Consider the following 15,418-nt stretch of genomic DNA (forward strand, 5'->3'; position numbering starts at 1 on the left):
GCGGTCATATTTTGTCTTATCCACCATTTTTTGTAAGGGTGTGGCTAATGAGCTATCAGTCTTTTTTCCTTCAAAAGCCTAAAATTATCCTTACGAGATAAATCTAACCATGGTAGCGAGCAATAACTCTAAAATAACATTCTATAAAATACTGAGAATACTGGAGAAAACGTGAGTTTTCACTTTGTTTATTGAGGGAGGTTAATTGTATTTAGAAATAACAACCTTTCCTTTCCTTATTATATAAGGGGGATATTTTTACTAAGCACTCGTATACTCAAAGAGCGAGGTGAAGGAGTATGGGGAAACTAAAAAATAAACAAAATTCCAATAGAGAAAAGAATAAAATTACTATTATATCGATAGTTGTTGTTGTAATCATCATTTGTATTTCTTTGTTGTTTGGAGAGATGGGTGCTTCTGAGGATGTTGTTTTTGGCATCTTAGGACTGGTTCTCTATGTGGCAGGCTATCATCATGGAAGGACAGGAAGAGGTAAACACAAGGAGATTCCTTGAGATTTAAGGATGGTTCTTATTCCACTAACGGGTGCGTTAGTGTAGAACGAATGGCTGCTGAGGCGGCCCTTTTTCGTTATGTTAATTATAGGATTCGACGAAACAGTAATAGGCAATAAAAAAATTAAACGACTTGCCTATAATTAAGATTTTTCCATACTTTTATCTCTTTTGAAAAAATTTTAACTTGACCCTTACGTCACGTAATGGTTTATATTTAAGCCACCGGTAATTAATAGTCGCGTGAAATGAGGGGATGATTATTGCAGGTAAAAAATATTGGAAAGTTGGGGAACTTGCCACATTAACAGGGTTAACTGTTCGAACATTACGGTATTATGATCAAATTGGCTTGTATTCTCCATCTGAACATTCTAACTCAGGATACAGGTTGTATAACGAATCCGATCTATCACGTCTACAACAAATTCTAGCATTAAAGGAACTAGGTTTATCACTCGATGAAGTTAAATCCATTCTAGCTGATCACAATTACAGTGCATTCGAAATTGTATCGCTCCAAATTGATCGACTTAGGGAAAATATCAGAATTCAACAGAAGCTTTTAAAAGAATTACAAAATGTATCGAGTCTGGTGGAAATGGAAGAGCCGTTGACGGTTGAGGATTTCACAAAATTATTAAGCTTGATGAAAAAGAACCATGAAAATTTTTTTACTGAACGACGATCAAGTATGGTGCACCACTTCGACAGGCTAGACGACTTTCTCGACAAGCATTCAAATGAACCAAACTAAAGGGAGGAAAAATGATGAACAAACGCTTTGCAACACATGACACTTTTGTCATTGAAAAGACTTATAATGCTTCACCTGAACAAGTGTTCACCGCCTGGTCAGATTCCGCAACCAAGGCAAAATGGTTTCAGAAGGCTGACGAATTCGACTTTAGAGTTGGCGGGCATGAGTATAGCCAAGGTGGTCCCAAAGGAGGACCAGTCTTTACCTTTGATGCTTGCTATCAGGAGATTGTTCCGGATCAGCGTATCGTCTATTCCTATACGATGGATCTTGATGAAACACGTATATCGGTATCTGTGACCACGGTCGAGTTCAAGGTTGCAGAAGCTGGTACTCTGCTCATCTACACCGAGCAAGGAGTATTCCTCGACGGGCATGATACGGTAACTCAGCGTGAACACGGCACGAAGGTCATGCTGGACAAACTGGGCGAGTGTCTACAGAAAGAGTCAACAATTGAGAAAAATTAATGACGAGCACTATGACCAGGTCTAACCGATAGTTGGGAATGCCAAAGGGTAGCAGTCTTAGGAGTATAGAAAACTTTGGCAGCACTACACAAAGAAAAGGGAGCTGATTTTATGAAGTTTCTTCTCACATCTGGAGGCATCAATAATAAAAGCATTCACGATACGCTGGTTGACATGCTAGGTAAACCAATCGCCCACTCCAACGCATTGTGCATCCCCACTGCGATGTATGGGCATCCTTGGGTCGGACCAGGCGTGAAAACCTGGGAATTCATCAGCGGGAAAGAAGAGAATCCAATGGTTAATCTAGGCTGGAAGTCAGTTGGCGTACTGGAGCTTACTGCGTTGCCAAGCATTGACAAAGATCGCTGGGTACCTTTGGTACGGGAGACGGACGTCCTGTTAGTGTCCGGCGGGGACGCTCTCTACCTGTATCATTGGATGCAGCAGTCCGGGCTGGCAGATCTCTTACCGTCGCTTCAGGCAGTTTATGTGGGAATGAGTGCCGGGAGCATGGTGATGGCACCTAAAATTGGAGAGATCTTCGTTGGCTGGACTCCACCCAACGGTGAGGATAAAACACTTGGTTTTGTTGATTTTGCAATGTTTCCACACCTTGATCATGAGATGCTGCCGGATAACACCATGGCTACCGCAGAGCGATGGGCTGCCGAGATACAGGGACCAGCGTATGCGATTGACGATGAAACCGCCATCAAAGTGATCGACGGAGCAGTCGAAGTTGTTTCCGAAGGGCATTGGAAGCTTTTTTCGTCTTGATATTACTCCTCTGCTAAAAATATTCATTGTGTTGCAATTTAGAGAGAATAGTATAGGTTTCTTATCAATATATTGTAAAGGGTTTCACCTAACGGGTGCGTTGATCTAATAAGGATTAACGCCTTTTCTAATGGAACTTATTCAACAATAGGGCAGTTTAAGTTTCCAAAAGATTTATAATGGGGACATGAACATGGTTTTTTAGAAAAGAAAACTTTAGTATTGAATAAACAGGAGAGCTATTCATGAAATTACTATCTCTGTGGTGAATCGCTGATCTGTGCGATTCATGGATGGCTAACGGGTGAAATTTGGCTACTATGGTAGCCTTTTTCTTTGTTTTACTAACGGGTGCGTTAGTTAAATATAGATGGTTTTATGCTGGCAGCTATTTATGACATACTAGAATCATACTACGAGGTAGAAGAAGGAGAATAATTTATGACAGAAAAATCTAAATTGGCTTTAGCCGAAGATATATTAAGTAGGCACAAAGAGTTGGAGGATATGAAGCTTAGTCTTTATGGTACTGAAATTAAATATAAAGGTTCTTACACAATTGTAGACCGTATAGAAGGTTTAGATGTTAGACTGTATGTTCAAGAAGAAGATGGCGGTCTGTCAAACTATATAAAGATCCCGCTTCAAGATCTACTTCCATATTTAGATTGATTTGCACAATATACGAGTATACTGCTCAGTAATAGGTGTACCCATCTGAGTTTTTTACTAACGGGTGCGTTGCCGAAGGATTAACTGCCTTTTTTGTTTAATTTTCCTTATTAAAAAAACGGGGCAGATTAGCGGAAGAAGGAAATTGAAAATAGAAGAAGAATTTATTAAAAGATTGTAATTTTCTTCCTGGTCAGAAATAGTTAAACAACGATTAATTAATTGGGAGTTAGAGAATGAAAATAAAAAAAAGAAATAGAGACGGCTTTTTTAAAGATTCCTTATTCGAGTTTATATTTGAAGTGATTTGGAACATCTTAATGTTTATACCAAGAATGGTAATTCGCATAATAGGGAATATTTGGTGAAGTAGTTAGTCAAAATAGAGCTAACACGATTGCAAATAAGAGCTGTCGTTTCTTTACAAATAAATGACTGTAAAAAGGATAAGTTTGTAAATTAACACACTTAAATTAAAGGGTGCTTTACTTCAATAAAAAGTAAGGCTTTTTTCTTGTTCAACTAAAGGGTGCTTTAGTTTAAGTAAGATTGATACGTACGTTCAATTTTTATTTTGTTTAGGCTCTGTTTAAAAATAATGTTGATATTTGATACCTTCCAAATTCATAGCAAAATCTAACTAAGAACAAACATTCGGGAGAGGTTATAAAGTATGCAAGTAGGAAATGAATAAGGTGGTAATTCCTTTTATGAAAAGAAAGATAGTTAATTACTTTATTTTCTTTCTGTTTATGCTAATTTGTAATTTAATAGTTAATCATTTCTTAAAACATAATTTAAACTTTTTGACTGCCTTTTCCACTGCTTTCGGTGTATCGCTTGGAATGTTTTTAGTAGAGCGATGGGTGACAAAAAAGCTAAGTTAAACAGAGATATTCGCTTAGATGAAAGGGAAAATCCTTAAAAAAGGGGGATTCCTTTCTTTTTATTAGGCTCTGTTACAGAATATTGTTGATATTTAGGAGGGGGTATTTTTGAAATCTTTTATCGTATGTATTCTTGGGGTAATTCTAATGTTAGTAAGTAGCAAAATTGCAACAAAATATTTCACTGTTCGAACAAATATTGAACTTCTATCAAAAAATGCTTTTTTATTAACTTTACTGTTTATGTTCTTATTTTTTCTTGGAGCCCTCTTTACTATTATTGTAGTTTTATTATGGGAACGATTTTCTAAAATAAAAGGCTCTGGTTAAACGTCGTTGTTGATTTTCACGTTGAACTAACGGAGCAGATTATTTCAACAATAAACAGTATGATAAGGATATAAGTGGTTGGTTTGTTAAACGGGGGGGATTGAGGATGGACGTTGAAAGAAAAAGGAGGATTAAGAAATGGTTTATTATCATAGCCGTAACAATCCCTTTGATATTGCTTCTTATACTAATATCCGTATATTATTTCGTTATGTTTTACTAAAGGACCTCATAAGAGCTCCTTTTTGTTTTGCTCTAAAAAACAACATTATCGTTTAATAGAGCCTTTTTTTAAAAGCAGTTACTCGCAAAAATAGCGAATAAAAATATTCTCAAAGTTCTAGGAGGTATAAATTATGCAAAATTTAGTGATCGACACAGAATGGAATCCAGAGGATACGCCATACATTCGACAAAGATTAAGGGAGTATAATATAAAGCATCTGTCTTTTAAAGTCAAGGATGAGGAAGGCAACATCCTTGGTGGAATTTCGGGAAGTACAAAAATGCACAGTCTTATTATCCAATTTCTTTGGGTTGATGAAAGCATTCGAGGAAAAGGTTTTGGCAAAAAATTCATAAAAAAGGTTGAACATTACGCTGTGGAGAAGAAATGCCGAATGATCAAGGTAGAGACGTTTAGTTTTCAAGCTCCTGATTTTTATATAAGCTTAGGTTACGAAGTTTATGGCAAAATAGAAGATTTCCCCGAAGGATACAATCATTACTTTTTATTTAAAAAGTTATAATGGAATGTTGGACCCTACAATTAGAACAGTCTTTTCTTATCATATAAAAGTATTGTGAAGGTTTATACTTAAAGTAACGGGTGCTAATTTCAATAAGGATTTAAAACAAGGACCCCACATCGGGTCCTTGTTTTATGGTCATTTATCAATATTTAACATAGCTAAAAGATTAAGAAAGCAACGGGCAGGTTAGCTTAATTAAAATTAAGATAAAAATAGGTAATTACGGAGGTGATTAATAATTGAAAAAGTATCCTTGTCCTTGTTGTGGTTATAAGACTTTAAAGGAAAAACCTCCAGGGACGGACATTATTTGTTGAGTATGTTTTTGGCACGATGATTATGTTCAAGGAAAAGATGTAGATTATTATGGTGGTGCAAACGACTTATCATTAAGAGATAGTCAAAAAAAATTTTTGAAGTTCGGTGCAGTCGAAGAAAGATTTATAACACGCACCAGATGACGAGTATGATTCTGAAATTAGTGATATTACAAGGCTTATACCGGCTGTTAAATCAGTTGATGAACTAGCACAAGGAATAAATAGGATATTTGTTAGGTGGTTTGGAGGAGATGCGATTGACGCCGAAGAATACTCGGTTGAAAGATGTTATCCTGTTGCTCTAAAGATTTGGAGAAAATTGTTTTTTAACTATGTTATTAAGCTCCCATGAAAATAAAAACTGAAAAAGGGCATACAAAAATAGACCCAGAAAAACCAGTTTTTTTAAAAGGTAAATAGTTAAACTATCGATTTTCCCAATAAATATTCAGTAATGGTGGAGATATATATGTTATTAAGAGATTTAAATAACGAGTTAGAGAATTATTAAGGCAGCTTTCCGTTTTGACAGGAAAATGAAATACAAAAAATAGGGCAGCAGATTCCTCTGCTGCCCTATTTTGTATTACTTTACTGTTGTGGTCACGGTTCTGGAATTACCCGCTTTATCTTTTGCGATGACTGTAAGTTTAACATTTTTCTTTTGACTCTTCATTTTGACTATGTAATTACCCTTACTATCTGCTGCTGCTTTTCCAAGTGATTTTGTACCCACTTTGACTTCAACACTTGCATTAGCTTCCGTTTTCCCGGTTACAGATGTACTTTTCGTTGTAACCTTGTTTACGGTAAGGATTCTTGGAGGCGTTTTGTCCTTCACGATTTGACTGGACAATTTACTTTGATTGTTCGCTTTATCTACTGCACACACATAGAGTGTGACTCCAGCTTTTTGCACCGGAATCTTTACGGAAAACTTCCCATTCGACTCTGTCTTCCCAGCCGCTATCCATTTTGTACCCATTTTGACTTTTACCTGAGAATTGGCTTCCGCTGTACCTGTCACTACTGTATCATTGTCATCGACTGGATATACTTTCGGAGCTGCAGGAGGGGTTTTATCTTTAACCATTGAACTCGTAAACTTGCTTTGGTTGTTGGCTGCATCTACCGCACATACCTGAATTGAAACACCGGCTTTTTGGACTGGGATTTTTACAGAGTACTTCCCATTAGAAGCAACCTTTCCACTCGCAATCCACTTAGATCCCACTTTAATCTTGATTTGGGAATTTGCTTCTGCTGTACCTGTAACGATCGAATCATTGTCATCGACTGGGTTTACTTTTGGGGCTGCAGGTGGAGTTGTATCTAAATTCAATTCATCCGCCGTGAACAGCTTCATCACATACGCATCACCCAGACCTATATTGTTCATGTCAGCAGCCGCCATATAGTAGGTCCCTGCCTTAATGGTATAGGCGAATGCCAGTAGCCCGTCTTCGTTTTGATCATAGGCTTCCGGTTGAATGATTTGTTCGTTTATATCAAATAGACCCATGCCTAATTCTGATAAAGAAGATGGATCCACCATACCTCCTGCGAGGACTACAAAGCCGTCTTTTGGAACCACAATTTGAAACACATCCACATCATTGTATTCTAATGTACCAGAGACATACGCCTTTATGTCGTGGCTATTAGCATCCAAAAAACTATCGTTTGGTTCAGCTTCATATAATACCTCATCCAATGCTTTGAATTGTCTCACCGAGCTTCTTTTGAAGGTGAATTCTTTTTTTACCTGGTTCATTTCCCGCTGAATTTCTTGTTTGTCCGGAATATTGGTGGTTGCTGCTCCTGCATTTCCTTGTGCACAAAATACTAACGATGTAGCTAATATGGCCCCAAATAACTTTTTCATGTCTTCCCCCTTAGGTTTAATATCCTAATTTTAGCACCTAAATAGGACGAATATCTTAGGAACAAAAACCAAAATACCGACATGCTTCGATATTCTGTTCAATAGTTTCATATAACTAAATCAAGGGTTTTATATGATGATTAGTATTTTTAGATTTCCACCCATATGTAAACTGTTCTCATTCTAATTAGTAATTTTGAACTGATACGGTCCAGTATGGGAAAGCAAATGGTGCATCAACCAGAATTAGGATTAATCTACAATGAGTGCTTCCCGCGAGGGGAGCGACAGTCGGTGGTGCACCGTGGTCGTTGGAGTCAGACTAACGGATGGGCTCTATGGCACCATAGTTGATCGACCTTCCTCAGCCAGCCTAGGAACAGTATGGACAGTGTAGGGACATTTTCATTCTCTGTGGTGAATCGCTGTTTTTGCGATTCATGGGTGGCTAACGGGGCAGTTTTGTTGAAGAAGGATATTCCATTGCGGAATAGAATATAAATAAAATGTTTATTAAGGGGGGATATAGTTGTCAATTTTAAAAGAAATGGGAAATTACGTTATTCGTACGGGAAAAATAGAAGATGCTGAAGTAACTTTAGACATACAAAAATCGGTAGTTTGCGAAAGGGAATATCTTATTGCTTATCCAGAAGAGTTTAATAAAACTCCATCACAACAGAGAGAATGGATACAGAGCATATTAGAAAATGAAAATGAAACTATTATTGTTGCAGAAAAAGATGGTGAAGTTATAGGGTGGATTGTATTTGAAAGTACCCAAAACAGGAAAAGATTGTCGCATACAGGTTCTTTTGGAATGTTAATCAGAAACAATTACAGAGGAATGGGAATTGGGAAAATGCTGCTCCAAGTTTTATTAGAATGGGCAGAAAACAATCCTTTAATTGAAAAAGTAAGTTTAGCAGTCTTTTCAACAAATCATAGAGCAATTTCTTTGTATAAAAAAATGGGGTTTATTGAAGAGGGGCGTAAAATTAACGAATTTAAATTTGATGATAATGAATATGTGGATGATATTCTTATGTATAAATTGGTTTAGTCGTATAATGACACCAAAGAAAATAGGAAAAAATATAGTAAATTGTTCTCAAAGTGCAAGATTGTGAAGAAATGTACTCAAACTAACGGGTGCGTTGAAGAACGGAAGGCTGCTTCGGCAGCCTTTTATTGTTGTTTAACTAAAGGGGTAGTTTAGTTGAATAACTGTTGCATAATTCAGTATGAAATCCTTACTTATTTGCAGGAAGTAAGGGTTTTTTGTTGAATAAGTAAAATTACAATATTATGGAAGTTTATGCGAATAGGAGAAGTTAATATGTCTATTATAATGGTTAAAAAAGAATTTAAGTTTGTTGGGTTAAAAGGTAGTGGGGAGTTTGTTAACTTTGGTAATGAAGTACCCTTGCTTGCATAGCAACTATTAAGTCGCTCAGACGAATCCTAAATCCGACAGAAACAGAAATTGCATTATTTGAGCCTAAAAAGGCTGAGGATCATAGGGTAGGTCATTATTATGTAGGATTAATTTTGAATAAAAAATTAAATGAAGTACCAACAGGAATGGAATATATTGAAACAAAAAAAGTTATATAGCTACAAGAGGAAATATGTCTAATTTGAGAGAACTTCATTTGAATTTATTGAATTGGGCAGAAGAACAAGGTTCTAAAAGAGATCTCGATTCTTATATTGTCGAGACATATCACCCTATGGGAGGAGATGAAGAAGTACAGATTTACTTACCAAATCAAGCTTAAAATTATCACTCAAAATCCTTATCAACAACAGGGTGCGTTAGAAAAAAAAGGAGGGCTACTACAGTACCCTTTTTGTTGTTTTACTATTTTTACTATTAAGCAGTTTAGTTGAAAAAGAAGGAATCTAAATGTTTTTGTATAAACTGTCAGCTATAAGGAGGGAGTAAAATGTCAGAAACAACATTACTGTCTAAGACTATTGTAGAACTTGATGAACTAAAGTTAGTAGGTTTTCGAGTTTTGTGTTCTGATGACCAATATATAATTGAAATACCTAAAGCATCATTGCGTTTGAGTGAGCATATTAGTGAAATTAAACAGGTTGTCAATCCATCACAACATTATGGTGCATTTGTTGTTGAAGTTGAAACTGCCGAGAAAGATGGTTATTGGGTTTGTGTTGAAGTAAAAGAGTTTGAGGATATTCCATCTGGTATGATAACACTTACAGTCCCTTCTCAATGCTATGCTGTAACAAGACATAAAGGTGCAAATTATAAAATAATGAACTCATATAATGATTTACATAAATGGATTGAAGATAACAACTATTCAAGACTAAAAGATAAATGGCATTTAGAAAGGTATTATAGTTGGAATGATACAGAAAATGTAGATATAGAGCTTTTTGATACCATAAATAAATAACCTTACTCAACTAAGGGTGCATTAAAATACGGAATTTCAAACTTATTGCCGAATATGTATTTATAACCAATTAGTGGAGAGGTTTTATGTGGCTCTTATTTGGTTTTTGGTTTTTATCTTGAATGTCTATCAGGGTATACAAAAAACTCCAGAAAACCTGATAGTTAAACAAGAGTGAAATCATAGTGGACTAAAACCTTTGAAACCAACTCCATATATTGGGATTGCAGATTATATGGGTAGTGTCTACTCCCAGTAAATTCTAATTTAAAGTTTGAATTGGGTTGGGAGGAAAAAGGAATGAAGCATCATAGTGAAACTGTTTTCAGAATAACACCTCAATAATTCTTGGACAATAATTCTTAAATAATTCACCAATACTTGGCTTTTTGTTCAACAACGGGTGTGTTAGTTGCAGCAGATTATCTGAGGTAGTCTCATATTAAAACATCAGAAAAGTACGGACATAAAGGACAAACATGAATAAACAGCTAAATTAAGAGTCGCAATGGCAAGCTTATTTTGTGCATCAGGAGTTATAAAAACACCCGTATGCTACTAAGACAGGTTTAAACTTCAACGTTATAGATCGGCAAATCAATAACTTCGCCCAATAATTTTATTTGTTCAATAATGTCCCGTTTAACATCCTCATTATTACACCTTGTATATTCTGAGAACAGATAGCCAAGTTCATTTAAAAATATAAAATACTCCTGATGATCTTTCATACCATTCCACGCTCTCTAAGCAAAAATTTAATACATTATACCCATTACACATTAAATAAAACAGGGAAAAATTAACCAGTAAGTATTGAACACAAGGGGTTCTTACTACTTTCTTAACCTAACGGGTGCGTTCGTATTATTATAGTTCATCCAGAACTTTCTAGTTGAACTTTTTTTATTTCAATTTAAGCTATCAGTAGCCAGGGTAGAACGTACGGGGGCGTGGGACATAGATCTCGTCAGCTAAACTGTTCACCCCCTACTTGTAGAAATATGTTTGAGGCTGGTTGTGACTTAGATCTCGTATAACAAGCGAAGCTATAATACTACTTGGAGGAAAAAGGGGTTACTGGTAAATATGCAAAGAGGAGGAGAAAGAATGAACCCAGTTGTGGGTATAGATATTGCTAAAGGAGAAAGTGAAGTTTAGGCTTTTTTAGATAAAGGAAAGCCCTATGGAAAGAATTTTTCAATTAAGCATACTCATGAAGAATTAGATAGGTTTGTCAAAGGATGAGAAAATCATTTGTTGCGTGATATTGTTGATGGTGATGTAAGAAACCACAGGTATAATCCCTGTGGGTTTTTTGCATTGTTTAAACATCCATATCGTTTAGAAAAAACTAAAAGGATTATTTACTTTTTTCACTAACCTATTGTTAAATGCTCAAGTCAATTATAAAGGAGGGCCTTTGTTGGAAGAGGTTTACGTTTTGAAGGAGATAAATATTTTAGATTCTGGTGAAAAAGAGTTTTTTGTAGATGTGTATCACAGTTTACTCGCAGCAGAGAATGACCTTGAAATGCAAATTCTTGAAAGGATTTCAGACTATCAAGCAAGAATAGAGTGGCGTGATGGAAATGAAGTGAAACTTGTCGACCAGGAGAAAAATATTTACTTGTTTGACATTCAATACAAAGTAATTAGATAAATAATTGTAATCACTTGAAGTCGGGTGACCGCATGTTCCCTGGTAGGGGTATTATACGACTTCCGGCACCAAGGTAGCAAAAGAATCTGGCTTAGTAGACCCAAATTACGGCAATAAATAAACTTATTTTTATGGGGTAAAAATGACAGATCTAGTTGGAAATTTTGAAGGAGTTAAGGTATTTCCTGTTTGGCACACATCTATTGTAGGCATATTCATTTTAGGTTTTGAATTCGGCATCTCCAGTTAATAAGAACTAAGAATTTAATCTTTGTGTATTTTATTAACAAATATGATAGAATTTAACTATTAATTTAATTTTTAATTTAAACTAAGGAGAATGTCTATGAGATTGTGCTGCGGGTTTTGTCATGTTGAATTGGAGGATGATGACGTTGTAGTTTTGGATGAATTCAACTTTGTACGGCATGAAGAGTGTTTTGATTTACCCAATCATTTAATTAAAGGAATAGATACACTTGATAATATTAGGAGCCGGTTTGGCCTGTTTGAAAAGGAATATCTTCATTGAATTCATTTTTTCTCAAATAGAAAAACGCACAAAAATAAATAATATGCCAGCCAGCACGTATTGAACTCCAATTTAAAGGCATTAATTTGGTTTATTAGCTAAACTGATTTGAAAGTACAAATGGCTGTTATAATTTACGTACTAATTCTGTTATGTCATTCTCACCGTCATAAATAACTTTAACAAGTTCAGCATCATAAAAATACCCAGATTTCCTCCTCAATAATTTAATCCACGTAAAAGCTGCTAAAGCCGCTTCCTTATCAGGATTTTCATTGAATTTTCTTTTATGTATAGGAAACGGTCCTCTTTGCAATGAGATTGATCCATTCACCCTTAAAGTAACTTCAATATTAATTGTCATTAAACATCATCCTAAAATCATAATTAATATCTCATCATTATAACATTATACGAAAGTATGTTCTTATTTATAAAGTTTTTTACTAAGAAAACCGGGGTTATTTAGATTTAAATACATAAGGCATAAAGAAACCCCTTCCTCCTGAAGGGGTTAAAAAGTATATGATAAAAGTTAATCTTCCCAAACATCGGCCATAAGATCGTCAATCTCTTTTCTCAGTTGCATTGTTTCTTCTTTAAGAACTTTTACGTTCTCACCTGTTATTTCAACTACATCACCAACTGCAGCTTCATCAGGGAACATATCCTTAGGGAAATCGAATGTTTCCCCGCTGATCTCAACCACAACAATATCACCCTCAAATCGGTCAATGACTCCCTTACGCTTTTTACTCATATTATTTCACCGTCTTTACTGTAATTGTCTTGCCATTCGAGGTAAAAATAATATTTCCGCTTTTATCCGTTCTATAAATTTTAGTCTTAACAGCATTCAGCCTTTTGATGGTTTCCGCTGTTGGGTGCCCATATGAATTTTTGCCTACACTGATAGCCGTGTAAGTAGGCCTGGCAATGCTTAAAAACTTGGCACTGGTTGAAGTATTTGCTCCATGATGTCCAACTTTTAACACATCTACTTTGGATATTAACTTTTTAGCCATCATGTCATTTTCCGATTTGAATTCGGCATCTCCTGTTAATAAGAACTTTTTAGCTCCATGCTTAACCATTAGTACGCCACTCCAGTCGTTTAAATCAGACTGTGCGTATGTTTTTACAGGAGCAATAAATTTTATTTCTGTATTCTTATCTTTATCAGGAATAATGACACCGTTTTGTGCCGTTTTTATGGTCAGCTTTTTACTCTTAACTGCAGTAAGAAAGTTTTTAAATGCTTGTGTGGTATGAGACACCTTTGGTGCATAAACAGATTTAACATTAAATGCTTTAATTACCTCATCTAAACCACCAATATGATCAGTTATCTAGACGTAGCCTTATATAATCATTGATATCTCAATGTTTTCACTCTGTATACATATGTACAAAGTTAATGCACCCATTAGTTTAAGTGTAATTATTCACAATCAATAAGTTATCAAATTGTATGCCAAGAAAAAAGCCGAAGTTCCTATAGGAAGTCGACTTTTTTGTCCATGTGGATACAAAGCATTAAATATCAAGTTTACGGGTACCAATCCATTTAACCATTTCAGGATCTCTATGAGAAAAGAATAAACTCTCTTTGGTGTCTAACGTTGTGATTCGTTCCATATCCTCTTGGCTTAAATCAAAGTCAAAGATATTGAAGTTTTCGATGATTCTTTCCTTACGGACAGACTTTGGAATTGAAACAACTCCTCTTTGTGTCAGCCAGCGTAAAACCACTTGAGCAACGGATTTATTATACTTTTCAGCTATGGACACTAGAGTTTCATTCTGGAACATGTTATTTTTTCCTTCAGCGAATGGTCCCCAAGACTCTATCTGAACATTGTTGTCTTTCATGAATTGAGCACTTTCTTTTTGTTGGTTGAAAACGTGTGTTTCAACCTGGTTAACCGCAGGAACCACTTCATTATGAATGATTAAATCAATTAGGCGGTCTGAATGGAAGTTACTTACTCCAATAGACTTGATTTTTCCTTCACGATATAACTCCTCCATCGCACGCCATGATCCAAAAACGTCGCCATAGGGCTGATGAATTAAATACAAATCCAAATAATCCAGTTGAAGTCTTTCCAGTGATTTTACGAATGCTTTCTTTGTGCTCTCATAACCTGCATCCTGAACCCAGAGTTTGGTAGTAATAAACAATTCTTCTCTCGGAACACCACTACGTTTGATTGCTCTTCCCACTGCTTCTTCATTTTGGTAAGAGGCAGCAGTATCTATCAGACGATATCCTGCCATGATAGCGTCATAAACAGCTTGTTCACATTCATTTTGATCTTGAATTTGAAAAACCCCAAAACCTAAAATAGGCATCTCAACACCATTATTTAAAGTGACTTTTTGCATATAATATCCTCCTATTTATCAATATAGAATGTCTGTTATTTACCTACCCTTTTTGCGTATTCCGCCGGATAGCGATCTCCCAAAATCTTAATCTTCGAGAGGGCTTGGTTCAAATTAGTTAGCTCCTCCGTTGTCAGTTCTACTTTCACTGCACCAAGATTTTCTTCCAAACGCTCTAATTTAGTGGTTCCAGGAATTGGACAAATCCATGGTTTTTGTGCGAGGACCCATCCAAGTGCAATTTGAGCAGGCGATGCATTTTTCTCTTCCGCAATAGTTTTTATCAAATTAACCAAACCTTGATTTGCTTCAAGATTCTCCGACTTGAAGCGAGGAACAATGCTGCGGAAGTCAGAAGCGGAGAATGTTGTATTTTTATCCATTTTCCCGGTAAGAAAACCTTTTCCTAACGGTGCAAATGGAACAAAGCCAATACCTAGCTCCTCAAGCGTAGGCAAAAGTTCTAGATCGGGAACTCTCCACATCATAGAGTATTCACTTTGAATAGCTGTCAGCGGCTGAATCGCGTGTGCACGACGAATCGTATCGACCCCAGCTTCAGAAAGCCCCCAGCACTTTACTTTCCCTTCCTTTATCAGCTCTTGTACTAGTCCCGCTACTTCCTCGATAGGAACATTGGGATCCACCCGGTGCTGATAGTATAAGTCAATGCAATCTACTCTGAGACGTTTAAGTGAACCCTCCACTGATTGCCTAATATGCTCGGGCTTACTGTCTAGCACTTGCTTGCCGTTTTCCATTTTAATACCGAATTTAGTAGCTATAGCCACATTTCCCTTAAATGGTTCAAGTGCTTCACCTACCAACTCTTCGTTTATATATGGACCATATACTTCAGCTGTATCGAAGAAAGTAACGCCACGGTCAACCGCCGCATGAATTAGAGAAATCATCTCTTTCTTATCGTGAGTCTGACCATAACCGTAGCTCATTCCCATGCAACCTAGTCCGATTGCAGAGACCTCAAGACCAGTATTACCTAATTTCCGTTTTTGCATGACGTATCTTCCT

Annotated in this window: 18 protein-coding genes and 1 pseudogene; 13 read left to right on the top strand and 6 right to left on the bottom strand. The window is 36.1% G+C overall.

What is annotated here, in order from left to right; all coding sequences use genetic code 11:
• The first annotated feature begins 299 nt into the window (after positions 1-299).
• From H539_RS0113000 to H539_RS30810, 8 genes and pseudogenes are all read left to right on the top strand, one after another.
• On the top strand, positions 300-518 hold the full coding sequence (locus H539_RS0113000) for a hypothetical protein (protein WP_026693877.1): 219 nt from the start codon (positions 300-302) through the stop codon (positions 516-518).
• 256 nt (positions 519-774) lie between these two features.
• Positions 775-1,275 carry a MerR family transcriptional regulator gene (locus H539_RS0113005; RefSeq protein WP_026693878.1) on the top strand — a complete coding sequence of 167 codons (501 nt, stop codon included), beginning with the start codon at positions 775-777 and terminating at the stop codon, positions 1,273-1,275.
• Between the two features lie 14 nt (positions 1,276-1,289).
• A complete protein-coding gene (locus H539_RS0113010; RefSeq protein ID WP_026693879.1) occupies positions 1,290-1,748 on the top strand; it encodes an SRPBCC family protein in 459 nt (152 codons plus the stop codon).
• A 111-nt stretch (positions 1,749-1,859) separates the two neighbouring features.
• Entirely contained in the window at positions 1,860-2,528 is a 669-nt protein-coding gene (locus H539_RS0113015) for a Type 1 glutamine amidotransferase-like domain-containing protein (protein WP_026693880.1), read from the top strand.
• 441 nt (positions 2,529-2,969) lie between these two features.
• A complete protein-coding gene (locus H539_RS0113020) occupies positions 2,970-3,200 on the top strand; it encodes a hypothetical protein (protein WP_026693881.1) in 231 nt (76 codons plus the stop codon).
• 995 nt (positions 3,201-4,195) lie between these two features.
• The gene (locus H539_RS0113035; RefSeq protein ID WP_026693882.1) at positions 4,196-4,417 is read left to right on the top strand and encodes a hypothetical protein; all 222 of its coding nucleotides are present in this window, start codon (positions 4,196-4,198) and stop codon (positions 4,415-4,417) included.
• 356 nt (positions 4,418-4,773) lie between these two features.
• Positions 4,774-5,166, top strand: a complete 393-nt coding sequence (locus tag H539_RS0113045) for a GNAT family N-acetyltransferase (RefSeq protein ID WP_026693883.1) — start codon at positions 4,774-4,776, stop codon at positions 5,164-5,166.
• 242 nt (positions 5,167-5,408) lie between these two features.
• Positions 5,409-5,630, top strand: a pseudogene (locus H539_RS30810) (CPCC family cysteine-rich protein).
• Positions 5,631-6,075: 445 nt separating this feature from the next.
• Here the strand turns inward: H539_RS30810 and H539_RS30165 are convergent.
• Entirely contained in the window at positions 6,076-7,374 is a 1,299-nt protein-coding gene (locus H539_RS30165) for an Ig-like domain-containing protein (protein WP_051348564.1), read from the bottom strand.
• 547 nt (positions 7,375-7,921) lie between these two features.
• On the opposite strand from H539_RS30165, the gene H539_RS0113055 reads away from it, so the two are divergent.
• The 5 genes from H539_RS0113055 (at position 7,922) to H539_RS0113085 (ending at position 11,998) form a co-directional block, all read left to right on the top strand.
• Entirely contained in the window at positions 7,922-8,437 is a 516-nt protein-coding gene (locus tag H539_RS0113055; RefSeq protein WP_425414716.1) for a GNAT family N-acetyltransferase, read from the top strand.
• A 568-nt stretch (positions 8,438-9,005) separates the two neighbouring features.
• Positions 9,006-9,155: a hypothetical protein gene (locus H539_RS32820; protein WP_245602173.1), complete on the top strand. Its 150-nt coding sequence runs from the start codon at positions 9,006-9,008 to the stop codon at positions 9,153-9,155.
• A 168-nt stretch (positions 9,156-9,323) separates the two neighbouring features.
• On the top strand, positions 9,324-9,803 hold the full coding sequence (locus tag H539_RS0113070; protein ID WP_026693886.1) for a GyrI-like domain-containing protein: 480 nt from the start codon (positions 9,324-9,326) through the stop codon (positions 9,801-9,803).
• Positions 9,804-11,229: 1,426 nt separating this feature from the next.
• Positions 11,230-11,466, top strand: coding sequence for a hypothetical protein (locus tag H539_RS0113080; RefSeq protein ID WP_026693887.1), 237 nt, complete (start codon positions 11,230-11,232; stop codon positions 11,464-11,466).
• Positions 11,467-11,812: 346 nt separating this feature from the next.
• Positions 11,813-11,998, top strand: coding sequence for a hypothetical protein (locus H539_RS0113085; RefSeq protein ID WP_026693888.1), 186 nt, complete (start codon positions 11,813-11,815; stop codon positions 11,996-11,998).
• 127 nt (positions 11,999-12,125) lie between these two features.
• On the opposite strand, the gene H539_RS0113090 is transcribed toward H539_RS0113085, so the two are convergent.
• The 5 genes from H539_RS0113090 to H539_RS0113110 all read right to left on the bottom strand — a co-directional run bounded on the left by H539_RS0113090 (position 12,126) and on the right by H539_RS0113110 (position 15,405).
• On the bottom strand, positions 12,126-12,362 hold the full coding sequence (locus tag H539_RS0113090) for a hypothetical protein (protein WP_026693889.1): 237 nt from the start codon (positions 12,360-12,362) through the stop codon (positions 12,126-12,128).
• Between the two features lie 171 nt (positions 12,363-12,533).
• A complete protein-coding gene (locus H539_RS0113095; RefSeq protein ID WP_026693890.1) occupies positions 12,534-12,758 on the bottom strand; it encodes a DUF3006 domain-containing protein in 225 nt (74 codons plus the stop codon).
• A gap of 1 nt (position 12,759) precedes the next feature.
• Positions 12,760-13,347 (bottom strand): MBL fold metallo-hydrolase, encoded by a 588-nt coding sequence (locus tag H539_RS28485; RefSeq protein ID WP_081415875.1) that lies wholly within the window; start codon positions 13,345-13,347, stop codon positions 12,760-12,762.
• Between the two features lie 187 nt (positions 13,348-13,534).
• Positions 13,535-14,386, bottom strand: coding sequence for an aldo/keto reductase (locus H539_RS0113105; protein ID WP_026693891.1), 852 nt, complete (start codon positions 14,384-14,386; stop codon positions 13,535-13,537).
• Positions 14,387-14,421: 35 nt separating this feature from the next.
• The gene (locus tag H539_RS0113110) at positions 14,422-15,405 is read right to left on the bottom strand and encodes an aldo/keto reductase (protein WP_026693892.1); all 984 of its coding nucleotides are present in this window, start codon (positions 15,403-15,405) and stop codon (positions 14,422-14,424) included.
• Between the last annotated feature and the right edge of the window lie 13 nt (positions 15,406-15,418).

It is taken from the genome of Peribacillus kribbensis DSM 17871 (genome assembly GCF_000430765.1).
In the GTDB taxonomy this organism is placed as follows: domain Bacteria; phylum Bacillota; class Bacilli; order Bacillales; family DSM-1321; genus Paraperibacillus; species Paraperibacillus kribbensis.

Excerpts from the sequence above, each read along its gene's own strand:
- H539_RS0113000 (WP_026693877.1), top strand. The coding sequence starts at position 300 with ATGGGGAAACTAAAAAATAAACAAAATTCCAATAGAGAAAAGAATAAA.
- H539_RS0113005 (WP_026693878.1), top strand. The coding sequence starts at position 775 with ATGATTATTGCAGGTAAAAAATATTGGAAAGTTGGGGAACTTGCCACA.
- H539_RS0113010 (WP_026693879.1), top strand. The coding sequence starts at position 1,290 with ATGAACAAACGCTTTGCAACACATGACACTTTTGTCATTGAAAAGACT.
- H539_RS0113015 (WP_026693880.1), top strand. The coding sequence starts at position 1,860 with ATGAAGTTTCTTCTCACATCTGGAGGCATCAATAATAAAAGCATTCAC.
- H539_RS0113020 (WP_026693881.1), top strand. The coding sequence starts at position 2,970 with ATGACAGAAAAATCTAAATTGGCTTTAGCCGAAGATATATTAAGTAGG.
- H539_RS0113045 (WP_026693883.1), top strand. The coding sequence starts at position 4,774 with ATGCAAAATTTAGTGATCGACACAGAATGGAATCCAGAGGATACGCCA.
- H539_RS30165 (WP_051348564.1), bottom strand. The coding sequence starts at position 7,374 with ATGAAAAAGTTATTTGGGGCCATATTAGCTACATCGTTAGTATTTTGT.
- H539_RS0113055 (WP_425414716.1), top strand. The coding sequence starts at position 7,922 with ATGGGAAATTACGTTATTCGTACGGGAAAAATAGAAGATGCTGAAGTA.
- H539_RS32820 (WP_245602173.1), top strand. The coding sequence starts at position 9,006 with ATGTCTAATTTGAGAGAACTTCATTTGAATTTATTGAATTGGGCAGAA.
- H539_RS0113070 (WP_026693886.1), top strand. The coding sequence starts at position 9,324 with ATGTCAGAAACAACATTACTGTCTAAGACTATTGTAGAACTTGATGAA.
- H539_RS0113085 (WP_026693888.1), top strand. The coding sequence starts at position 11,813 with ATGAGATTGTGCTGCGGGTTTTGTCATGTTGAATTGGAGGATGATGAC.
- H539_RS0113090 (WP_026693889.1), bottom strand. The coding sequence starts at position 12,362 with ATGACAATTAATATTGAAGTTACTTTAAGGGTGAATGGATCAATCTCA.
- H539_RS0113095 (WP_026693890.1), bottom strand. The coding sequence starts at position 12,758 with ATGAGTAAAAAGCGTAAGGGAGTCATTGACCGATTTGAGGGTGATATT.
- H539_RS0113105 (WP_026693891.1), bottom strand. The coding sequence starts at position 14,386 with ATGCAAAAAGTCACTTTAAATAATGGTGTTGAGATGCCTATTTTAGGT.
- H539_RS0113110 (WP_026693892.1), bottom strand. The coding sequence starts at position 15,405 with ATGCAAAAACGGAAATTAGGTAATACTGGTCTTGAGGTCTCTGCAATC.